Consider the following 20497-nt stretch of genomic DNA (forward strand, 5'->3'; position numbering starts at 1 on the left):
TTGAACAGTTAGTCAAATATTTTTAGAACGATTATAAAGTTGAGGGAAAAATTCAGAAATAAAATTGCTGAAAAAACAGAAAGTTAGACCTAAAAGGCAATGTGATTAAAATAGCATCATGGTGCAAAATAGGGCCATGAGGAGCCTGCGGCACGTTGAATTCCGTCCGTGGATGTCTCGTCCGGGCGGCAGCAGGCGCGTCTTCAGCCGCCGCGTGGCTTATTCCGGATACCAGAGCCGGGCTTTTTCAGCGCCGCGATCGATAATCACATGGCCGTTGGCGAACACCCGGTAAGTGTGGCTCCAGTCCCCGTCGGGCCATTTGATGCGCACATTGGCGCGCTCCGCGACCCCAAGGCCGAAATGAACGAAACCCGACTGGCCCGATGCGTGACCCGCGCCGACCTGAACGTCCTTCACCATCGAGCGCGTTCCGGTCCGGACGCTGATTTTAGCTCCGACCGCGCGGCGGTTGGGCTTGCCCGGCTGACGGATATCGACGGCGAGCCAGTTCCCGAGCGGTTTCGGATTGTCCGCCGTTCCCTGCCCGAGATTGCGGAACAGGCTGACCGGAGCCCCCCTGTTGACCACGACGATGTCCAGTAACCCGTCGGCGTTGAAGTCCGCAAGGCCCGCACCGCGGCCCCGCCGGTTGAGGCCTATCCCGGCCTCGCCGCCGGCTTCCGTGAACCTGCCGTCCCACTGGCCCATCAGCAGGTTGTCCGGGTCATAGGCGGCAAAATCCGGCATGGCTTCCACATTGCCCTTGGCGATGAAAAGGTCCCACAGACCGTCATTGTTGACGTCCTGAAATTCCGAATGCCAGCCCGTGGACGGCTTCAGGTCCTCGCCCGCATAGGGGCGGTGCGCGGTGATCCCGAGATCGAAGGCAACGTCCTGATAGACGGGAACCGTCTCGTCGGAGCCCGCGTCCAGCTTCTGCAGCTTCGTGTCGCCCATGCTGGTCAGCGCGTATTCCGGGAACCCGTCGACATCGAGGTCGATGGAGGCGATGCCCATGCCCCAGATCTTCAGATGCTGCCAGCCGTCAGACTTGCGGTAGGGGCGCGGCGGACGGCCCGGGGGTACGGCCCAGAGCTGCTCTTCGCCACCGCGGTAATACTGCCGGTCGTTGGAAATCCGCAGCGCCGGTTCTCCGGAGCGGTTCCAGTCGGTGAACAGCATCGACAGGCTGCAATATCCGGGTGAAAGACGGGTCGCTTCGCGATAGCTGACATCGCCATCCCCGGTCTTTTCGGGCCGGAACAGAAAGTTGTCGTGGCAGGTGCCCCAGGGCGAGCCGGGAGCGGACCGGTCAACATAATTTCCGAACGCCAGCGTTGGAAAATCCAGGTCCGGTTCGAAGACCGCGGAAAAGGCGGTCGTCCATTCCCGCCCGCCGTCAAAGGCAAGCGCGCGGTTGGCCACGTCGAAACGGCAGGAGCCCTTGCCTTCAAGAAGGAGGTTTTCACCAAGGCGCAGCAGAACGAGATCCAGCACGTCGTCGTTGTTGAAATCAAGCGGGTAGGCGCCGAGAATGCTGGCGGATTGCCTGTCGCTCAGTCCGGTGTCCACGGGCTCGAATTTCAGCGGCCCCGCCGTCGGGCTGGCATTGCGGAAGAGCTGCGCCGGATTTTTGCCGCCGGCCAGGAAAAGGTCCGGCCGCCGGTCGCCGTCGCAGTCGAAAATGGCGGTGCCGCCGCCGACAAAAAATTCCCACGCCCCGTCGTAAACGTGGTTGATCCCGGCGGATTGCGCCTCTTCGACGAAGACCGGCACCGGCGCGACGGAGCCCCCGCCCGAGGTATCGCCCGAACTATCGTCGGCAAACGCCGCACAAGCGGGCATGGCTACTGTCAGCAGGGTACGGACAAGGAAACCGGCCTGTCTCATTCGGCAATCTCCAGGCTGCGCAGGAAGGCGATGATCGACTTGCGGTCCGGCTCTTCCAGGCCGGAATAGGCCTTCCGGCTCTCCGTCGCTTCACCGCCATGGGCAAGGATCACCTCGTTGAGGGTGGTCAGGTCTCCCCGGTGGCCATAGGGGGCCGTGCTGCCGATGCCCCACAGTTCGGCGGTCATGAAAACGTCCCGGGCGACGAAACGCTGGGCCAGCAATTCGTTACCGAAAGTGTCGTTGGCGGCGTCCGCGATCTTGTGGCGTTTGAGATCGCCGAACAGCGGCACAAGGACCCGGCCCTGATCGTCGCGCGGCAGCGCCTTGACCCAGTCCAGTGTGCCGAGGTCAAGGGCCAGAGGGCCGGCAACATCGCTTTGCCTCAAGGTACCGGCGGTGTCGAAGGGGCCCGGATCCTGAAAAACCAGACTGTCCAGCGGAAGCTCCGGAATATGGCACGAGCTGCAGCCGACCTCGCCAAACAGCGTCTCTCCCCTTTGCGCGGCCTGTCGCCAGGTTTCCGGCAGGTCGGCCCTGCGGGTCGGCGCGGGCAGTGTGGCCTGCCAGGCGACAAGCGCGGAGACCTGTCCCGGTGTCAGTTCGTCCGCATGGCCGTCGCCATCGAAATCGTCCGTGCCGGTCCAGGCGGCCCCGAACCTTTCGCTCGCCTGCATGCCGTGATGATCGTTCATGGCGTTGACGGTGAACTGGCGCAGGGAGGCGAACACCCCCTTCTGGCTGAAGGGGCGCAAGGTCAGGTCGTCATCGATTCCGTCGAGCCCGGAAACATCCAGCGTACCGTCCGCATAGGCGGTCAGGGATCCGAAGGATATCCCTTTGGTCTCCAGCAGGACCTTTGCCGCGTCGCCGCTGCCGCGCGCCTTTGCCAGCACGTCCTGCCGTTGCCGGCGCAGGTCGGCCGTCATTTCCCGGGCCAGCAGTTCGATCAGTCCGGCGCCCTGGATCGCATTGGTGTTGCGTTCGTTGGAAAATTGCGGGTCGATCGTGTCGAAATCCGCGCTTTCGAAGCCTTCGGAAACGAACACATTCGCGGTGAAGGCGCCGGCGCCGCCGTCGACCGGTTCGTTGTGGCAGGAGGCGCAGGCATTGGCGTCCATGCCCGCGAGCCGCTGAAAGGGCAGATGAGACCGGCGGCGGGCCTTGGTCGGCACGATGGCGCCGGTCGCATCCGGACGCCCGGCACCGTCCAGAGTGGTGAACTTGGCGGCAAACAGCCGTTTTCCAAGCGGTTGCAGAACCGCAATCGGGTCTTCGCCCGAAGCGGCAAGGGCGGTTATGTCCACGTCTTCGCGAATGGCGCGTTCGCTCCACGGCTCAGGATCCGGATCGGCGAGAACGGCCGCCGGCAGGGGGATCGACAGGGCGATTGCCAGCGCAAATGGGATGACCGCCGGTCTGAAAATCTGGATCATGCTGTCAGCTCCGGCGTGTCGGGCCGCGCGCCGCGGTCGGACTTCGGCGTTGCGTTGCCCAGAAAGTCCTTGTCGAGACGTTCCATCGACTGCGCGATCAGGCCGCTGCGGATGAAATCCTCGTTCCAGGGCATCACGTCGAGCGAAAAATTGTTGCGCAGGTCCGCGACCAACGCCTCCTCCAGACCTTCCCGCATGCCATTTTTCATGAAGGTGAAGGCCCGCACGGCAGCACCTGTCAGCACCAGACGTTTCGGGTCGATCATGGCGATCACCCGGGCGATCCCGTATCCGAGCACACGCCCGGCCTCGTGAAATGTCTTGCGCGCATCGTCGTCGCCGGAACCGGCACGCTCGATCAGCCGGGCGAGGCCGCTCACGCCGGCCTCGATCGTGCCCGGATCCGTATCCTCCGGCAGATGCGTGGCGGCCCGCACAAGGGCATAGTCGGAAAGATAGGCTTCCAGGCAGCCCTTCTTGCCGCACCGGCAAAGTGCGCCGCCGGGAATGTGGTTGGCGTGGCCGAATTCGGCTGCCCTTCCACTCGCGCCGGAAAACAGCCGGCCGTTGAGATAGAGCCCCATGCCGACACCGTAGTCGAGCATGACCACGGCGAAGGTGCCGTTGTACCGGTTCGGATCGGACCAGTGCAGGGCTTCGGTGATCATGTTGGTGTCGTTGGAGATGTAACAGTCGGCGCCGAAAGCCGACTGCAGCGGCTTGACGATCGGAATCTTCCGTCCGGCAAAGGCCGGGCTCCAGGCGACAAGGCCGGTTTCGGTCTCCACGACCCCCTGAGCCGCGACACCGATTTCCCGGACCTGCGACGGCTCGACTCCGGCTTCGTGCAGAAACTGCCGGATGGCCTCTACAAGCGTCTGGGGAAAGCTGTCCGCGTCGGCGCAGGCGCTTTCGAAATGGACGCGCGTATCCCGTGTGACCTCACCGGCGAAATCCACCAGCGACAGGTCGATATTGTTGACCGACAGCCGGACGCAAAGCGTGAAGACCGCATCCGGATTGAGCTTCAGCAAGGTGCGCGGCCGCCCGCGCGCCTGGGGTGTTTTCGGCTCCTCGCTCTCCAGACTGAGGATCAGTCCCTGGTCCAGAAGGTCGGAGGTGATGGCCGTCACGGTTGCCGGACTTAGCCGTGTCGTCAGGCCGAGATCGATCCGTGCCGTGGGACCGTTCCGGCGCAGGGCCTGGAGTATGATACTTCTGTTTTGCCGCCGGATCTGATCCCGGTCCGCCTTGCGTTTCATGCTCGCTCAGCTCTTCCCAAGGTGTTTCCTCTGTCCCGGGTTTCTCCCGGTTTTTCCGCCCTCATCCGGGTTTTTTCGATCCCGCGGAGCAGAGTTTTGCAAAACCATGTTGACAGGAGCGGCGCTTTAGAGCAACTTTTTTTCGGACGCCAAAAAAAATAACAACAAGGTTGTCCTAATTTTAAGGCGCCTCGAAAAGGTGCCGGTCGAACAGACGCATATTCAGGTGCAGCCGCTTGACGCGGGTTGTGCCAACTGGAGGAAAAATCGCAATGCGTAAAATCACCACTTTGCTGGCGGGCGCCCTGCTGTCCGCGACCGCTCTTAATGTCGCCCATGCGGCAGATCTAGTTGTCGGTGTGAGCTGGTCCAATTTTCAGGAAGAGCGCTGGAAAACCGATGAAGCCGCCATCAAGGGCGCTTTGGAGGCTGCCGGTGCGAAATACATTTCCGCTGACGCGCAGAGCTCGTCCGCGAAACAGCTTTCCGACATTGAAGCCCTGATCTCGCAGGGCGCGAACGCCCTGATCATTCTGGCGCAGGATTCCCAGGCGATCGGCCCGGCTGTCCAGGCCGCTGCCGACGAAGGCATCGCGGTTGTCGGCTATGACCGTCTGATCGAGGATCCGCGCGCCTTCTACCTGACCTTCGACAACGTCGAAGTCGGCCGCATGCAGGCCGCCGAGGTTCTGGCTGCGGCGCCGAAAGGCAACTACGTCATGATCAAGGGATCTCCGACCGACCCGAATGCGGATTTCCTCCGCGGCGGTCAGCAGGAAGTCCTGCAGGCCGCGATCGACACGGGCGACATCAAGATCGTCGGTGAAGCCTACACCGATGGCTGGCTGCCGGCCAACGCTCAGCGCAACATGGAACAGCTCCTGACCGCCAACGACAACAAGGTCGATGCGGTTGTGGCTTCCAACGACGGTACGGCCGGCGGTGTTGTCGCGGCTCTGACCGCTCAGGGCATGGACGGCATTCCGGTGTCCGGCCAGGATGGTGACCACGCTGCCCTGAACCGCGTCGCCAAGGGAACCCAGACCGTTTCCGTCTGGAAAGATGCCCGTGAACTCGGCAAGGCTGCCGGTGAAATCGCGGTGTCCCTGGCAGGCGGCACCAAGATGGCCGACATCGACGGCGCGGCTGCCTGGACGTCTCCGTCCGGAACCGAGCTGACCGCCAAGTTCCTGGCTCCGATGCCGATCACCAAGGACAACCTGACCGCTGTTGTCGATGCTGGCTGGATCTCGAAGGCAGACCTGTGCCAGGGCGTCGAAAACGGTCCGGCTCCTTGTAACTGATAACAATACGCATGACGCAGGGCCCCGGTTATAACGACCGGGGCCTTTGAGCAGGGATTTCGCAGTGGAACGGTTTTTGAGGGTGCGGTTTCCGTATTCCCAAGGAGTGTTCCGGCAGTTCCCCGGGATAGGCCGCCCGATGCGTAAGCGTGATGGTCTCCAAGCAGGAGTGACCTTGATGTCCGAAACCGCTCTGTCCGGGCAAAAAAGCCCGACAGCACGTAGTATTTTTGCCGCTTTGCAGCTCGACACCCGCTTTCTGGGAATGATCGGGGCGTTCATCGTCCTGTGTCTGGTTTTCAATGTGTTCACGGACGGCCGGTTCCTGACACCGCGCAACGTTTTCAACCTGACGATCCAGACCGTGTCCGTCGCCATCATGGCGACCGGAATGGTATTCGTCATTGTGACCCGCCATATCGACCTGTCGGTCGGCTCGGTCCTTGCCACCATCGCGGCGGTCATGGCGGTCGTGCAGACCGACGTCCTGCCCGACATCCTGGGTCTCGGGCATCCCGCCAACTGGATCCTGGCGATCCTGGCCGGGGTCGTCGTCGGCGTCCTCATCGGGGCGTTTCAGGGCTGGATGATCGGCTACCTGAGCATTCCGGCGTTCATCGTGACACTCGGTGGCTTGCTGGTCTGGCGAAACGTCGCCTGGTTTATCACCTCCGGTCAGACGATCGGTCCGCTCGACGACACCTTCACCATGATCGGCGGCATCGGTGGCACCATGGGTGAAACCGGTTCCTGGATTTTCGGCATTGTGGCCGTTGCGGCCGCGTTGTGGCTGCAGGTGGCCTCGCGCCGCCGCAAAGCCTCCCACGGTTTTCCGATCAAGCCGGCCTGGGCCGAGATTACAATGGCGACGATTACCATCATTGCGATTTTCGGTTTTGTCTGGGTGCTCAACTCGTATGACATTCCCAAGGCGCGGCTGATGCGCATTTTCGAGGCCAGCGGTGAAACCCTGCCGGAGGGCCTGACCATGGGCTACGGCATTCCCTATTCGGTGGTTCTCCTGATTGTCGTGGCGATCGTCATGACCGTGGTCGCCCAACGCACCCGTCTCGGCCGCTACATCTTCGCAACCGGCGGCAATCCGGACGCGGCTGAACTCTCCGGCATCAACACCCGTCTCCTGACGGTCAAGGTCTTCGCCATCATGGGCGGTCTGGCGGCGCTGGCCGCCGCTGTCGCCGCGGCCCGGCTCGGATTTTCAACAAACGACATCGGCACGCTCGACGAGCTGCGAGTCATCGCCGCCGCTGTGATCGGCGGGACCGCCCTGGCAGGCGGTGTCGGCACGATCTACGGCGCCATTCTCGGCGCGCTGATCATGCAGTCCCTGCAGTCGGGAATGGCGATGGTCGGCGTCGACGCGCCGCTCCAGAATATCGTGGTCGGCACCGTTCTGGTCCTTGCCGTCCTGGTCGACATCATCTACCGCAAGCGCACGGGAGACTGAGCGATGGCAACACCTCTCGTAGAACTGAAGGACATGTGCATCGCCTTTGGCGGCGTGCAGGCCGTGGATCGCGTCTCCGTCGATCTCTTCCCTGGCGAAGTGGTCGGCCTGCTCGGCCATAACGGTGCCGGAAAGTCGACGCTGATCAAGATGCTGTCCGGCGCCTACAAGGCCGATGCCGGCGAAATCCGCATCAACGGCGAGCAAGTCCACATTCACTCGCCTCGGGACGCGCGGGCGCATAACATCGAGACCATCTACCAGACACTGGCGCTGGCGGACAATCTCGATGCCGCGTCCAACCTGTTCCTCGGCCGTGAACTCACCTCGCCGCTAGGCTTTGTCGATGACGATGCCATGGAAGCGGAAACGCGCAAGATCATGGGCCGGCTCAATGCGAACTTCAGCAAGTTCCATGCGCCGGTAAAGGCCTTGTCCGGCGGTCAGCGGCAGTCGGTTGCCATTGCCCGCGCGGTCTATTTCAACGCCAGGATCCTGATCATGGACGAACCGACCGCGGCGCTCGGGGTTCATGAAACCCAGATGGTGGCGGAACTGATCCAGGAGCTGAAGAAACAGGGCCTCGGCATCTTCCTGATCAGCCATGACATTCATGACGTGTTCCAGCTTTGCGACCGGATTGCCGTGATGAAGAACGGCCAGCTTGTCGGGACGGCGCTCACCGCGGATGTGACCGATGACGATGTGCTCGGCATGATCATCCTCGGTAAATGCCCTCCGGGGGCGGTCCCCGGTCCGGGCGCTTTCGTGGAAGGCGTTCCGGCCGGCTAGAGACCTCGTGCTCCTGCGGGCGGTCACCCGCGGGAGCCTCCTGTTTGCGCAGGAGCGGGCAACCAACGATGGTCAGTCAGTGCGACGGACACCGAGCCGAATCTCCTGACGGGGACCGGCATTCTTTTTCAAGAAGTTGAGGAACGCACCTCATGTATATCGGTCTCGATATCGGCACGAGTTCGGTCAAAGCCATTCTCCTGAACGAGGACCAGTCGCTGATCTCCTCGGCTACGGCTGAACTGTCAGTACAGCGTCCTCACCCCGGTTGGTCGGAACAGGACCCGGACAGCTGGTGGACGGCGTGTCAGACGGTCCTCGATGCGTTGAAAACCCAGGCGCCGAAGGAAATGGCCGCGGTCCGGGGCATCGGGCTTTCAGGCCATATGCACGGTGCGACCCTGCTGGACGATGCCGGCCGCCCCCTGCGCCCGTGTATTTTGTGGAATGACGGCCGGTCCGGCAAACAATGCGCCGAACTGCAGGCGGCCGAACCGAAGTTTCTGACGCTGGGGGGCAATCTGGTGATGCCCGGCTTCACCGCGCCGAAGTTGCAGTGGGTGCGGGAAAACGAGCCGGACATCTTTGCCAGGACGGCGATGGTCCTGCTGCCGAAAGACTATGTCCGCTTCAAGCTCACCGGTGAATATGCGGGTGATATGTCCGACAGCGCCGGTACGCTCTGGATGGATGTCGCGAAGCGGGACTGGAGCGACGAACTGCTGGCCGCAACGGGGCTCACGCGCAAGCACATGCCGCGCCTTGTGGAAGGCTCGGAAAGTTCCGGCATTCTGAAACCGGGCCTGTGTGCCCGTTGGGGTGTCGATGGCGCTCCCGTCGTTGCCGGCGGCGGCGGCGACAACGCCGCCTCGGCCTGCGGCGTCGGTGCGGTTGACCCCGGTTCGGCCTTCGTGTCGCTCGGCACGTCCGGCGTTCTGTTTGTCACCAACGACAGATTCTCCCCGAATGTGGAGGGCGCCGTGCATGCCTTCTGCCATGCCGTGCCGGATACATGGCACCAGATGGGCGTCATCCTGTCGGCGACCGACAGCCTGAACTGGCTGGCCGGGACCTTGAAAAAATCTCCGGCGGAACTGACAGGGCTGCTGGACAAGGTGTCCGGCCCATCGGCGGTTTCCTTCCTGCCGTATCTCGGCGGAGAGCGCACGCCGCATAACGATGTCGATATCCGCGCCGGCTTCATGGGTATTTCGCATGAAACCGACGACGCGGAATTGACCCATGCGGTGCTCGACGGCGTCGCCTTCGCACTGAAGGACTGCCTGCAAGCCTTGAGTGTTGCGGGTACGAAAATCGACCGGGTGCTTGCCGTCGGCGGTGGATCGCGGTCGCAACTCTGGCTGGAGATCATTGCCAGCCTTCTCAACGTCACTGTGGATGTGCCGGTGGATGGCGATTTCGGAGCATCGCTCGGCGCCGCCCGGCTCGGTCACGCCGCGGCGCTCGGCACGACGGAAGGGATTTTTTCCAGGCCGCGGCTCAAGGCCAGCATCGATCCCGTTCCGGCCCTGACTGAAACCTACGCCGAAGCCTATGGCCAATGGCGGAAACTGTATCCGGCGCTCAAACATGCCGGTTTTTGAGGAGACAAAAAGATGAGCACTGGGTTCTTCGGCGATCTGCAGCCGATTCCTTTCGCCGGTCCCGATAGCCGCGATCCCCTGACCTACCGCCACTACAACAAGGACGAGATCGTTCTCGGCAAGCGCATGGAAGACCATCTGCGCCTGGCCGTCTGCTACTGGCACAGTTTCTGCTGGCCGGGCACCGATCCCTTCGGCGGCGAAACCTTCAACCGCTCCTGGATGGCCGCCGGCGGCGACCCGATGGAACAGGCGAAACTGAAGGCGGATGTCGCCTTCGAAATGTTCCAGATCCTGGGGATGCCGTTCTTCACCTTCCACGATCGCGATATCGCGCCGGAGGGCGGCACCCTGGCGGAAAGCAACGCCAATGTGAACGCCATTGCCGATATCTTCGAAAGGAAGATGGACGATACCGGCATCAAGCTGCTCTGGGGCACGGCGAACATGTTCTCCAACCGCCGGTTCATGAGCGGCGCGGCGACCAATCCGGACCCGGACGTTTTCGCCTATGCCGCGGCGCAGGTGAAAAACGCCATGGACGTCACCTACCGCCTGAAAGGCCAGAATTATGTCCTGTGGGGCGGCCGGGAAGGCTATGAGACCCTGCTCAACACCAGCATGAAGCACGAGCTGGACCAGCTCGGCCGTTTCCTCAACATGGTGGTCGAGTACAAGCACAAGATCGGGTTCAAGGGAACGATCCTGATCGAACCCAAGCCGCAGGAACCGAGCAAGCACCAGTATGATTTCGATGTCGGCACCGTCTTTGGTTTCCTGAAGGCCTATGGTCTGGAAAACGAAGTCAAGATGAACATCGAACAGGGACACGCGATCCTGGCGGGCCATTCCTTCGAGCACGAACTGCACCACGCCCGTTCGCTGGGTATTCTCGGTTCCGTCGACATGAACCGTAACGACTATCAATGCGGTTGGGACACGGATCATTTCGCCATGAACGTGCCGGAACTCGCGCTGGCCTACTACGAGATCCTGATGGACGGCGGCTTCACGACCGGCGGCACCAATTTCGACGCCAAGCTGCGCCGCCAGTCCATCGATCCGGTCGATCTGATCCATGGTCATGTAGGCTCGGCGGACGCCCTTGCCCAGGGTCTCAAGGCCGCCGCCGCGATCATCGAGGACGGCCGCCTGAAGGGATTTGTCGATGAACGCTATGCTGGCTGGTCCCGGCCGGAAAACGCTGAAATCCTGAACGGCGGCTCCTCGCTCGAAGCACTGGCTGACCGGGTTCATGCAAGCGATCTGGAACCGCAGCCGAAATCCGGCAAGCAGGAATATCTGGAAAGTCTGGTGAACCTGTTCGTCTGAACCGGCGCGTGTTCCGCCTGGCCCGGATGACCCGGTTACCTGGCGAAAACGCAACTATACCCCCGTGCTGTCCCGGCCTTGAGCCGGGACCTGAGATGCGGCCCCGGCTCAAGGCCGGGGCGGTGAGCCGTCAGTGGTTCGTCTGAAGCAGGAAGACTTGGGGTGAAGACGCCCTGAAGGGTCGCCCATAATTGAGAGCAACTGGCGGCCGACACGTCAAACTCGGTCGAAGAACCGCAGGCCATCTGGATCGGACAGGTCATGCAGCCGGTTTGCGGCATTGCGGGCGAACCGCAGGGTCACCGATTTGCGGGTTGCGGCGGCGAGTTTGTGTTCCGGGGCCTCCCTGAGGATTTCCGCACCGAATCCATCGGCAAGAATGAGCCCGGCGTCGTCGGGGAAAATGTCGGCCGGCACATCCGGATGGGTGGCGAAATAAAGCCGGTCGCAATGCAGGCGGTAGTCCGGCCACTTCGTGTCCGCCCTGAAATCGGCGATCGAGGATTTGACCTCGATAATCCAGAGCTCGTGCTTCGGTCCGAGCGCCAGAAGGTCCGCCCGGCGGGCGGAGGCAAGCGTCACTTCCGGCATGCACGCGAAATCGAGCTGGCGCAGCAGCCGGGCGGTGCCGCGCCAGACCTTGAGCGCGGTTTCCGATTGCCGGCCGTCTTTCAAAGGATCGTCCAACTGAAGACGGCCGGAAGGCTGCTGGATCCTGTTGGTCATCGGAATTTTGTTCCACATTTGTTCGTTATTGACAAGTCGCTCAATGCAAAAGTTGACGCCGGGCCGGAAATTGCGTGTTCTATCGGAAGCGATTGAACATCCAGAAGTTGATCGATCCGAAAGTGGTTGAGCAACGCTGGAAAACGGACCGGGCAATCCGGGAGGGGTGAATGAGGCTGGAATTGTTGAGGGGATACGTCTTGCTGGCCGCACTGTGTGCTGTCGCCGGTGGGCCTGCATATGCGGAAAAGGGGGATCTTAAATTCCAGGTTCCCAAGTCCGCACCACTCCTGCAGGGAAAAACGCTCGATCTGAGATTCGCCAAATTCGCGCAAGGGATCTGGGTGACGGATCTCGACTATTGTCCGGCGCCGAGTATCGACCGGAGCGTTCCGGGCACAACGCTCGCGATTTACCGCGGTCTGCTCGAAACGCCTGGCCGGATCTGCCAGGTCTATGGCGCTGAACAAAGCGACGGCAGAACCCAGCGTGCCGCGATCAACTGCCTGCTCACCGACGGCGGAGAAGCGATCGAACTGGTGACGGTTCAGCCCCGCGGGACGAATGTGCTGATGGTGCAGGAGGGGGAAGATCCCCCTGTCCAGTTTCGCTTCTGCCGGAAGATAATCCCGATTCTGCAGGCGGCCAGCAACTGATCGGAAAATGTTCTCTAGATTTCCGGGCCGGACCACATGTTGGATCGGGCCGGTTTTTTTGGTGTCCGTGATTCCGAAATATGCGTGGTCTCCGGGTCCAGCGTACACAGGGCTTCATACTGGCTGAGGAAGATACGGCCGGTCAGGTGTTTCAGGAAATCCGTTTTCTTCAGCCGGTCCATCACCGGACCCTTGATCTCCGACAGGTGGAAGGTCACGCCGGAATCCGACAGACGGTGATTGATTTCCTCAAGGCTTTCCAGCGCGCTGGCGTCGATCTCGTTCACCGCTGTGCACATCAGCACCACATGTTCGATATTTTCGCGTTCCGCCACAAGCGCATAGATGCGGTCTTCCAGAAACCGGGAATTGGCGAAGAACAGGCTTTCATCCACGCGAAGGGAAAGCACGCGCTCGCCCGTCACCACGGTGTGCCTGTCGATATTGCGGAAATGCTCGCTCCCCGGCACGATGCCGACGATTGCCATATGCGGGCGGCTGCTGCGGTAGAGATAAAGCGCGATGGAAAGCGCGACTCCGGAGACCACGCCCTGTTCGACACCGAAAAACAGAGTGATCAGGATCGTCGCCGCCATGGCGGCGAAATCGCTTTTCGAATAGAGGAAGGTGCGCTTGACCGCGCCGAGATCCACCAGCGACAGCACCGCGACGATAATCGTCGCGGCAAGCGTTGCCTGCGGAAGATGTGTCAGAAGCGGGGTCAGGAAAAGCGTGGCCAGAGCGATGCCGACGGCCGTGAACGCGCCGGCCGCCGGGGTGGCGGCACCGGCGTCGAAATTGACGACCGAACGCGCGAAACCGCCGGTGACGGGATAGCCACCGGAAATGGCCGAGGCGATATTCGACGCCCCGAGGCCGATCAGTTCCTGATCGGGTTCGATCCGCTGGCGCTTCTTGGCGGCCAGGGTCTGGGCGACGGAAACGGATTCCACGAAACCGATAACGGAGATCAGCAGCGCGGGACCGGCCAGCGCCAGCCACAGCTCGCTGTCGAAGGAGGGCAATTGCGGCATCGGCAGGCCGGAGGGGATGTCACCGACGATCCGCACGCCCTTTGCGCCCAGATCAAAAAACGCGGCGATGAGAGTGGTGACGGCAACGGCCGCCACGGGACCGGCCTTGGTCAGGATATCCGCGAGGAAAGGTTTGAAACCGAGGCTCAGCAGCAGCTTTTTCAGGCCCTTGCGCACCCAGAATAAAAACACCGTCGCGGAGCCCCCGATGGCGAAGGTGATCCAGTTTATCTCCGCCAGATTGCCGCCGATCGATACCAGGATGTCGTAAAGCGTGTGCCCCTGCGCGGGAACGCCGAGAATATGCTTGAGCTGACTGGAGGCGATCAGCAGGCCCGACGCGGTGATGAAGCCGGATATCACCGGATGGCTGAGAAGGCTGGCGAGAAAGCCGAGCCGGAACAGCCCCATGGCGACCAGCATCAGGCCGGACAGGAAGGCCAGCACGATCGCCGCGCCCAGATATTCCGGGGTGCCCTGCTGGGCGAATTCGCCCACGGCGGAGGCCGTCAGCAGCGACACGACCGCCACCGGACCGACCGCCAGCGCCCGGCTGGTGCCGAAGATCGTGTAGGCTACAAGCGGCAGGATGGAGGCGTAAAGCCCGACTTCCGGCGGCAATCCGGCCAGCAGCGCATAGGCGAGCGATTGCGGGATCAGCATGATGGTGACGATGATCGCGGCGACCAGATCGCTGGTCGCCGTTTCCTTGTCGTACTGCTTCCCCCAGGCAAGAATGGGCAGATAGCGCTGAAGCCGGATCATTGCATGACCTTTGTCTTGTTTGACGAATTACGAGCCGGGAAGCCGCTTCGACAGATCGGGATCATTTGATCTCTCTATCGTCATCCCGGTCAAGCGTAGCGCGAACCGGGATCGGAGAGCCCCACACCTTGCCGTTAAATCGAATTGCGGCAGAGAAGCCTCGGCTCACCGGTCCCGGATCTCCGCGTAGCGTCGTCCGGGATGACCGATGGAGGGTCTGTCGGTTGCCCAAGCCGGTCGCCCGGCTTGGGGATTTTGTCTTGGTGTCCGTGTGTTCGGGCCGTCCAGATCATCTGGCGATTTAGGACGCCGAGATTTTTTCAGGTTTCGCCAGCCATTCCTTGCCGCGCAGCATGGCGCGCCAATAGATGGGGGGCAGGATGCGTTCCTTCAGGAGCCATGCGGCCCGCGTTGGCCTGGTCCCGTCCACCAGCCAACGCGGGAAGCTCGGCAACAGCGTTCCGCCATAGCCGAATTCAGCAAGAACGATCTTTCCGCGCTCGACGGTGAGCGGGCAGGACCCGTAGCCGTCATACTGCGCCGTCGCACTGTGGCCGCGAATGTCGGAAACAATATTTTGAGCGACGACAGGCGCCTGCTTGCGCGCGGCGGCGGCGGTTTTGGCATTGGGTGCGTTCATCACGTCGCCCAGCGACCAGATGTTGTCATAGGTCGTGTGGCGCAGCGTCGACTGGTCCACATCGACCCAGCCGGCGGGGTCGGCAAGCGGCGAGACACGGATGAAATCCGGTGCGGTCTGGGGCGGCGTCACATGGATCATGTCGAAATCGACCTCCATCCGACGGATGTCCTTGTCCGGTTCCTTGACTTCAAACACCGCTTTCTTCGCGGGCCCGTCGATGGAAATCAGATTGTGGAAGAAGTTCAGGTCGATGCCGTAGCGCTCCACATATTCCATCAGCGCCGGGACATAATCCTTCACCCCGAAGAGGACTCCACCCGCATTCATGAACTGGATGTCGATATTGCCGAGGCTGCCGGTTCTCGTCCAGTGATCGGCCGAAAGATACATGGCTTTCTGAGGTGCGCCGGCGCATTTGATCGGCATCGGCGGCTGGGTGAACAGCGCCCGCCCGCCCTGCATCTCCTGAACGAGCTGCCAGGTATAAGGCGCCAGGTCGTAACGGTAGTTGGATGTCACGCCGTTCTTGCCGAGGGTCTCGACGAGTCCCTCGACGCGGTGCCAGTCCAGCTTCAGCCCGGGGCACACCACCAGACGTCCGTATTTGACCACTCGGCAGCCGTCCAGAATGACGGCATTGTCCTTCGGCTCGAACGCGGCGACCGCCGACTTCAGCCAGTGCACGCCCTTGGGGATGAGCGATCCCATTGTCTTGGCGGTGTCCGCGGCGTTGAAGATGCCGCCACCGACCATGGTCCAGCCGGGCTGGTAGTAGTGCACGTCCGCCGGGTCGATGATGGCGATGTTCAGATCGGTCTTGCGCGCCAGAAGACTGGAGGCGACCGAAATGCCGGCTGCGCCGCCGCCGACGATGACCACGTCGTAGCGGGCGTCTTCGGCCGTTTCCGTCGGTGTACGCCCGCCATTGGCGATGCGGCGCACCACGCCCGCCATGTCGTAGCCGGCGGCTTTGGTCTGTGACAGGATATCCGCCAGAGGCTGCTTTTCCGCCTGGGAGAGGGACCAAAGCGTCGCCGAGCGCGTTCCTGTCCTGCAGTAGGCCAGAACAGGTTTCGGCAGCGTCTCCATAAGCGCGCCGAAGTCCGTTGCGTCCTCGTCCCGGACCTTGCCGGCGACAATGGGCAGATACCGGATTTCAAGGTCGAATTTCTTGGCCGCCGCTTCGATTTCCTCGAACGTGGGCTGGTCCGCGCCTTCCCCGTCCGGCCGGTTGCAGATGATGGAGCGGAACCCCTGCTGGGCTATCTCCGCCAGGTCCTGCGGGTGGATCTGCGGAGACACGAATATCTGTGTGTTGATTGGCTTCATATTCACAGCCGTTTCCTCCCGGCGGGTTCAATTTCCGGATCGCTTGTTGGGCTGACCCGCTCCCGCGTCTTGCGGCGTGGGGCGGGTCAGTCTTCCTCCCGATCCTGCTATGTTTTGGGGAACGTTTACGTCAGAGGGTGTTTACCGGCACCTTCAGGAAGGTCTTGCCGTTTTCGTCGGCAGGCGGCATCTTGCCGCCGCGCATGTTCACCTGCAGCGAGGGAATGATCAGCTTCGGCATATCAAGCTGAGCGTCTCGCTCTGTGCGGAACTTGACGAAGTCTTCCTTCGTCTTGCCGCCGCCAACGTGGATATTATGCTCCTTCTCGGCGCCTACCGTGGTCTCCCAGGCGATGTCTCGGCCGTTGGGGCCATAGTCGTGGCACATGAACAGGCGCATCTCGTCCGGCAGGGCGAGCACCTTCTGGATGGAATCGTAAAGCGTGGCGGCGTCGCCGCCCGGGAAGTCGGCGCGGGCCGAACCGCCATCCGGCATGAACAGGGTGTCGCCGACAAAGGCGGCATTGCCGATCACATGCACCATGCAGGCGGGCGTGTGCCCGGGGGTATACATGGCAAAGGCCGTCATTCCCCCGACCTGGTAGGTGTCGCCGTCCTTGAACAGCCGGTCGAACTGGCTGCCGTCACGCTGGAACTCGGTGCCTTCGTTGAAGACCTTTCCGAACGTATCCTGAACGACGGTGATCTTGTCGCCGATGCCCAGTTTGCCACCGAGTTTCTGCTGGATATAGGGCGCGGCGGACAGATGGTCGGCATGAACATGCGTTTCGATCAGCCATTCCACCTCAAGGCCCTTGTCCCGGACATGGGCGATGATGGCATCGGCATGGTCATAGGTGATGCGGCCGGCCGCATAGTCGATGTCCATGACACTGTCGACAACGGCGCAGGAATTGGACGCCGGGTCCTTGACCACATAACTGATCGTGTTGGTCGCCGGGTCGAAGAATGCTTTGACATCCGGCTTGACGGTCATATCGACCGGGTAATTCGAACTGCTCATTCGTCTCTCCCTGGTTTCAGTTGGTGCCTGAAAGTACAATTTTATGTGTCCGTACCCTAGTCTCAAGCTTCAGCAGCTGTCTTGCGATAACTCAATTGGATCATCCATCTGGCCGCCAGAATGCCGGCCAGAATGGCGGCGCCGGTCATGAGGGGGGCCGTTCCCAGACCGAGGACCGGGACGAGCCCGCCCGGGCAGAAACCGGTCAGCGCCCAGCCAATCCCGAAAACGGCGGAACCGCCGATCAGCCTGATATCCAGATCCTGTTTCGTGGGCAGGCTGAAGGAGCTTGCAAGCAGCGGCCGGCCCATCCGGAAGGCGAGGCGGTAGCCGATGGCGGTCACCAGTAGGGCGCCGCCCATCACGAAGGCAAGGCTCGGGTCCCATGTACCGGCGATGTCGAAGAAATTCAGGACCTTGGCCGGGTTGCCCATGCCGGAGATCAGGATGCCGCATCCGAACACAAGGCCGAAGGCGAATGCGAGAAGAGGTTTCATGCGATCAGCCTCCGAAAACGTGACGGGTCAGGAAAACGGTCGCTATGGCCGTCGTCATGAAAGTGAGAGTGGCGACGATCGAGCGAGCCGACAGGCGCGATATTCCGCACACCCCGTGGCCGCTTGTGCAGCCCGAGGCGTATGTGGTGCCGATCCCCGTCAGAAATCCACCGATCAGAAGAAGGGGAGCGGGCGAGGGGACGGAGATTTCGGGCATCTGGCCGCTCAGCACGAGCAGGACCAGCGGGCTGGCGATCATTCCGCCGAGAAAGGCGGCGCGCCAGGCCCAGTCCTGATTGAACTGCGTGGTCAGGAAGCCGCTCAAAATACCGTTGATACCGGCGATCCGTCCGTGCACGGCCATCAGGGCGACAGTGGCAAGTCCGATCACCATTCCGCCTGCGAAACTGAGTAGAGGTGTGAATTCAGTCATGATAGGCCTCTTGTTACTATATATTCGAATATATGAATATAAAAGAAAATATCAAGGGTGATCTGCTCGAACCATGCGCGAAAATCTTCTGGTCGGACCGGGAGAAAATATTTGGGAAAGACTCCCGGCCGGCGCGGCCGTTTCTATCGGCTCCGCGAGGCGGCGGCGCCGGTCTCAGGGCCGGCGGGCGCGGGAGCGCCGGGTCCGGAACCGAGCACAACTTCGGTGCCGTCAGCGCGTTTTCGGGTCACTGCCCCCGCCATCAGCAAGCCGGGATTGTCCGACGGGCCGGGGACATCGACATTTGTTCTCGGACCTGAAAACTCGCCCATCGGCCGCAGGATGTTTTCATGAACCACGCTGCCGAGATATAACGCCTGCAGCTTTCCGTCCTGCACGATCTCGTAGCGGCTGGGCCAGAGGCGCAACACCCATCGGCCGCCTTCGCTGCCATCCGGGTCCTGGCGGATCAGCACCAGGGCAGGCTGGCGCCCGTTCTGGGTGCGCGGCAGGATGGGCAACGAGCCCGGGGATGTCTTGCCTTCCACGAATCCGGTTGCTGTCGACAGCGACCATTTCGGAGGCTGCTGCCATCCGGCCTTGCCGGCAGTGTCCGCGAACCGGTTCAGTGCCCCGGCATACTGGATGACAAGCGGTTCTTCGATGTCGCCGTTGAGCTCGATCCGCCGCGCGGGCAGCAGCCGCCAGCTCCCTTCCTTCCATCCCGAAGCCGTCAGGACTTCCTTGCTAGAGCGGGGTTCGTAGGTCTTGAGCGCCTGCTGATAGGTTTCCGAAAGATGCCAGCCGCCGAAAAAGGTGAGCGTCAGGACGGCAATGGCCGCAACTGTCGCCCGCCCGATTTTCTCGTTGTGAATGGGACCGAAGACGAAGGCGAAGGCGGAGACCATAGCCGTTCCGAAGAATAGTCCCGCCAGAACATCCGACATCCAGTGAGCGCCCAGATAAACACGGGAAAAGCCGATGGCGATCACCAGCGTCGTGGTGACAGTAAAGATGCTCGCCTTGGCCCATCGGCTGAGGTCGTGGGCAATCAGCACAGCGCAGATACCGAAGAGGACGGCATTCAGCGTCGCATGGCCGCTCGGGAAACTGTAGGCGTCCGCTCCGGCATAAAGCTCGATCGGCCGCGACCGGTGCAGAACCAGCTTGAACAGCGGCACGAAAAGCGCCGTCCCGGCCATGGCGATGACAAAACCCGTCCCCCGCCTCCAGGCCTTGCGCAGGAACAGATAGGCGGCAACCGCCACTGTTACGGCCGTCACGACGATCCCGTCGCCCAGCGTGGTCAGGAAGACCATGATCCTGTCCCCAAGCGGGGTGCGCAGGCTGTCGAACATGTTGAGGATGGCGAGATCCGCCCGCACCATCGGCTCGCCCGGCGCGACCTCGCCGACAATCCAGAAAAAGGCAGGCATGGAGATCAGCAGCAGCAGGGCGGAGGCAAGCATGCCGACGGAGCGGGGATGGGCCGGATCGAAATTGCGTGCGATCCATTGCGAGATCCGGTCCGGACGTTTGACGAACCAGGAGACGATGGCCGCATGCGCATTGGGAAACAGCGGCAGGATGATCACGATCAGCCACCGCCCCAGCATAACCGTCAGGAAGACGATGAGCAGCAGGGCGCCGAGGACCAGCGCCAGGCGTCCGCTGATCTGGCCGATGGCACCGAGGGCCGATCCGGCGAGGATGCCGGGCCCCAGATGGGCAATTGTCCAGGCGAAGGCGGAAGTGATGTTTACGACCGAGAAGCGGGAGAAATTCATGCCCGCCATGCCGGCGATTCCGGGAACGACGGATTTGACCCCCGGTACGAAGCGGCCGAAGAAAACGCTCTTGCCGCCGTGTTTGGCGAAGAATCTCTCACCACTTTCGATCATGTGGGCATATTTGCTGAGCGGCCACATGTTCTTGATTTTGTCCTTGAACGTGTAGCCGATCCAATAGGAGACCGCATCGCCCGCCGTCGCGCCGAGTGTTGTCCAGATGAAGATCGGCGCAAGATCGAGTTTGCCGAGACCAACCAGCGTTCCCGCGCCCACCAGGACCACCGTGGACGGCACGAACAGGCCGATGAGGAACAGCGCTTCGCCCATGGCGGCCAGGAAACAGATCAGGCCTGCCAGCGACGGGTTATCTGCGATGAAAGTCAGGACAGGGTCAAAATATTCGGTCACGGATATCGGTCGGTTGATGAAAAAAGGCGTTTCCACGGTCAATTGCCGGGCGGTTCGATCACCCGATTTATTTGATTACCGCTTCATATAGGCGTGCATCC

At 61.8% G+C, this 20497-nt stretch carries 16 protein-coding genes; 6 read left to right on the forward strand and 10 right to left on the reverse strand.

The genetic code is table 11. From position 1 onward, the window contains the following. Positions 1 to 219: 219 nt before the first annotated feature. From CLV41_RS00830 to CLV41_RS00840, 3 genes are read right to left on the reverse strand one after another with little or no spacing between them, the layout of a single operon-like run. Complete coding sequence (locus CLV41_RS00830) at positions 220 to 1893, reverse strand: CRTAC1 family protein (protein WP_103220394.1); 1674 nt, start codon at positions 1891 to 1893, stop codon at positions 220 to 222. Continuing rightward, complete coding sequence (locus tag CLV41_RS00835; RefSeq protein ID WP_103220395.1) at positions 1890 to 3329, reverse strand: di-heme oxidoredictase family protein; 1440 nt, start codon at positions 3327 to 3329, stop codon at positions 1890 to 1892. The genes CLV41_RS00830 and CLV41_RS00835 overlap by 4 nt, the downstream gene beginning before the upstream one ends. Next, positions 3326 to 4591: an ROK family protein gene (locus tag CLV41_RS00840; protein WP_103220396.1), complete on the reverse strand. Its 1266-nt coding sequence runs from the start codon at positions 4589 to 4591 to the stop codon at positions 3326 to 3328. The genes CLV41_RS00835 and CLV41_RS00840 overlap by 4 nt, the downstream gene beginning before the upstream one ends. A gap of 272 nt (positions 4592 to 4863) precedes the next feature. On the opposite strand from CLV41_RS00840, the gene xylF reads away from it, so the two are divergent. From xylF to xylA, 5 genes are all read left to right on the forward strand, one after another. Beyond that, positions 4864 to 5895 carry a D-xylose ABC transporter substrate-binding protein gene (gene xylF, locus CLV41_RS00845; RefSeq protein WP_103220397.1) on the forward strand — a complete coding sequence of 344 codons (1032 nt, stop codon included), beginning with the start codon at positions 4864 to 4866 and terminating at the stop codon, positions 5893 to 5895. A 178-nt stretch (positions 5896 to 6073) separates the two neighbouring features. Then, positions 6074 to 7363, forward strand: a complete 1290-nt coding sequence (locus tag CLV41_RS00850; protein ID WP_103220398.1) for a sugar ABC transporter permease — start codon at positions 6074 to 6076, stop codon at positions 7361 to 7363. Between the two features lie 3 nt (positions 7364 to 7366). After that, complete coding sequence (locus CLV41_RS00855; RefSeq protein WP_208987221.1) at positions 7367 to 8155, forward strand: ATP-binding cassette domain-containing protein; 789 nt, start codon at positions 7367 to 7369, stop codon at positions 8153 to 8155. 152 nt (positions 8156 to 8307) lie between these two features. Continuing rightward, the gene (gene xylB / locus CLV41_RS00860; protein ID WP_103220399.1) at positions 8308 to 9759 is read left to right on the forward strand and encodes a xylulokinase; all 1452 of its coding nucleotides are present in this window, start codon (positions 8308 to 8310) and stop codon (positions 9757 to 9759) included. Between the two features lie 12 nt (positions 9760 to 9771). Next, a complete protein-coding gene (xylA, locus tag CLV41_RS00865) occupies positions 9772 to 11091 on the forward strand; it encodes a xylose isomerase (RefSeq protein WP_103220400.1) in 1320 nt (439 codons plus the stop codon). Between the two features lie 216 nt (positions 11092 to 11307). Here the strand turns inward: xylA and CLV41_RS00870 are convergent, their stop codons facing one another. Continuing rightward, the gene (locus CLV41_RS00870) at positions 11308 to 11817 is read right to left on the reverse strand and encodes an MmcB family DNA repair protein (protein ID WP_103221452.1); all 510 of its coding nucleotides are present in this window, start codon (positions 11815 to 11817) and stop codon (positions 11308 to 11310) included. Between the two features lie 170 nt (positions 11818 to 11987). On the opposite strand from CLV41_RS00870, the gene CLV41_RS00875 reads away from it, so the two are divergent. Continuing rightward, positions 11988 to 12473, forward strand: a complete 486-nt coding sequence (locus CLV41_RS00875) for a hypothetical protein (RefSeq protein WP_103220401.1) — start codon at positions 11988 to 11990, stop codon at positions 12471 to 12473. Positions 12474 to 12487: 14 nt separating this feature from the next. On the opposite strand, the gene CLV41_RS00880 is transcribed toward CLV41_RS00875, so the two are convergent. The 6 genes from CLV41_RS00880 to CLV41_RS00905 all read right to left on the reverse strand — a co-directional run bounded on the left by CLV41_RS00880 (position 12488) and on the right by CLV41_RS00905 (position 20396). Continuing rightward, positions 12488 to 14272, reverse strand: coding sequence for a SulP family inorganic anion transporter (locus CLV41_RS00880; RefSeq protein WP_208987222.1), 1785 nt, complete (start codon positions 14270 to 14272; stop codon positions 12488 to 12490). A 301-nt stretch (positions 14273 to 14573) separates the two neighbouring features. After that, positions 14574 to 16244, reverse strand: coding sequence for a TIGR01244 family sulfur transferase (locus CLV41_RS00885; RefSeq protein WP_408013347.1), 1671 nt, complete (start codon positions 16242 to 16244; stop codon positions 14574 to 14576). A gap of 130 nt (positions 16245 to 16374) precedes the next feature. Further along, complete coding sequence (locus tag CLV41_RS00890) at positions 16375 to 17268, reverse strand: MBL fold metallo-hydrolase (protein ID WP_103220403.1); 894 nt, start codon at positions 17266 to 17268, stop codon at positions 16375 to 16377. A 62-nt stretch (positions 17269 to 17330) separates the two neighbouring features. Continuing rightward, positions 17331 to 17765: a DUF6691 family protein gene (locus CLV41_RS00895; RefSeq protein WP_103220404.1), complete on the reverse strand. Its 435-nt coding sequence runs from the start codon at positions 17763 to 17765 to the stop codon at positions 17331 to 17333. Positions 17766 to 17769: 4 nt separating this feature from the next. Next, on the reverse strand, positions 17770 to 18198 hold the full coding sequence (locus tag CLV41_RS00900) for a YeeE/YedE family protein (RefSeq protein WP_103220405.1): 429 nt from the start codon (positions 18196 to 18198) through the stop codon (positions 17770 to 17772). Positions 18199 to 18341: 143 nt separating this feature from the next. Then, positions 18342 to 20396: a bifunctional DedA family/phosphatase PAP2 family protein gene (locus tag CLV41_RS00905; protein ID WP_103221454.1), complete on the reverse strand. Its 2055-nt coding sequence runs from the start codon at positions 20394 to 20396 to the stop codon at positions 18342 to 18344. Positions 20397 to 20497 lie beyond the last annotated feature (101 nt).

Source organism: Roseibium marinum (assembly GCF_002906165.1).
Lineage (GTDB): Bacteria > Pseudomonadota > Alphaproteobacteria > Rhizobiales > Stappiaceae > Roseibium > Roseibium marinum.

Excerpts from the sequence above, each read along its gene's own strand:
- CLV41_RS00870 (WP_103221452.1), bottom strand. The coding sequence starts at position 11,817 with ATGACCAACAGGATCCAGCAGCCTTCCGGCCGTCTTCAGTTGGACGAT.
- xylF (WP_103220397.1), top strand. The coding sequence starts at position 4,864 with ATGCGTAAAATCACCACTTTGCTGGCGGGCGCCCTGCTGTCCGCGACC.
- CLV41_RS00875 (WP_103220401.1), top strand. The coding sequence starts at position 11,988 with ATGAGGCTGGAATTGTTGAGGGGATACGTCTTGCTGGCCGCACTGTGT.
- CLV41_RS00880 (WP_208987222.1), bottom strand. The coding sequence starts at position 14,272 with ATGATCCGGCTTCAGCGCTATCTGCCCATTCTTGCCTGGGGGAAGCAG.
- CLV41_RS00840 (WP_103220396.1), bottom strand. The coding sequence starts at position 4,591 with ATGAAACGCAAGGCGGACCGGGATCAGATCCGGCGGCAAAACAGAAGT.
- CLV41_RS00895 (WP_103220404.1), bottom strand. The coding sequence starts at position 17,765 with ATGAAACCTCTTCTCGCATTCGCCTTCGGCCTTGTGTTCGGATGCGGC.
- CLV41_RS00855 (WP_208987221.1), top strand. The coding sequence starts at position 7,367 with ATGGCAACACCTCTCGTAGAACTGAAGGACATGTGCATCGCCTTTGGC.
- CLV41_RS00830 (WP_103220394.1), bottom strand. The coding sequence starts at position 1,893 with ATGAGACAGGCCGGTTTCCTTGTCCGTACCCTGCTGACAGTAGCCATG.
- CLV41_RS00890 (WP_103220403.1), bottom strand. The coding sequence starts at position 17,268 with ATGAGCAGTTCGAATTACCCGGTCGATATGACCGTCAAGCCGGATGTC.
- CLV41_RS00835 (WP_103220395.1), bottom strand. The coding sequence starts at position 3,329 with ATGATCCAGATTTTCAGACCGGCGGTCATCCCATTTGCGCTGGCAATC.
- xylB (WP_103220399.1), top strand. The coding sequence starts at position 8,308 with ATGTATATCGGTCTCGATATCGGCACGAGTTCGGTCAAAGCCATTCTC.
- CLV41_RS00850 (WP_103220398.1), top strand. The coding sequence starts at position 6,074 with ATGTCCGAAACCGCTCTGTCCGGGCAAAAAAGCCCGACAGCACGTAGT.
- xylA (WP_103220400.1), top strand. The coding sequence starts at position 9,772 with ATGAGCACTGGGTTCTTCGGCGATCTGCAGCCGATTCCTTTCGCCGGT.
- CLV41_RS00885 (WP_408013347.1), bottom strand. The coding sequence starts at position 16,244 with ATGAAGCCAATCAACACACAGATATTCGTGTCTCCGCAGATCCACCCG.
- CLV41_RS00900 (WP_103220405.1), bottom strand. The coding sequence starts at position 18,198 with ATGACTGAATTCACACCTCTACTCAGTTTCGCAGGCGGAATGGTGATC.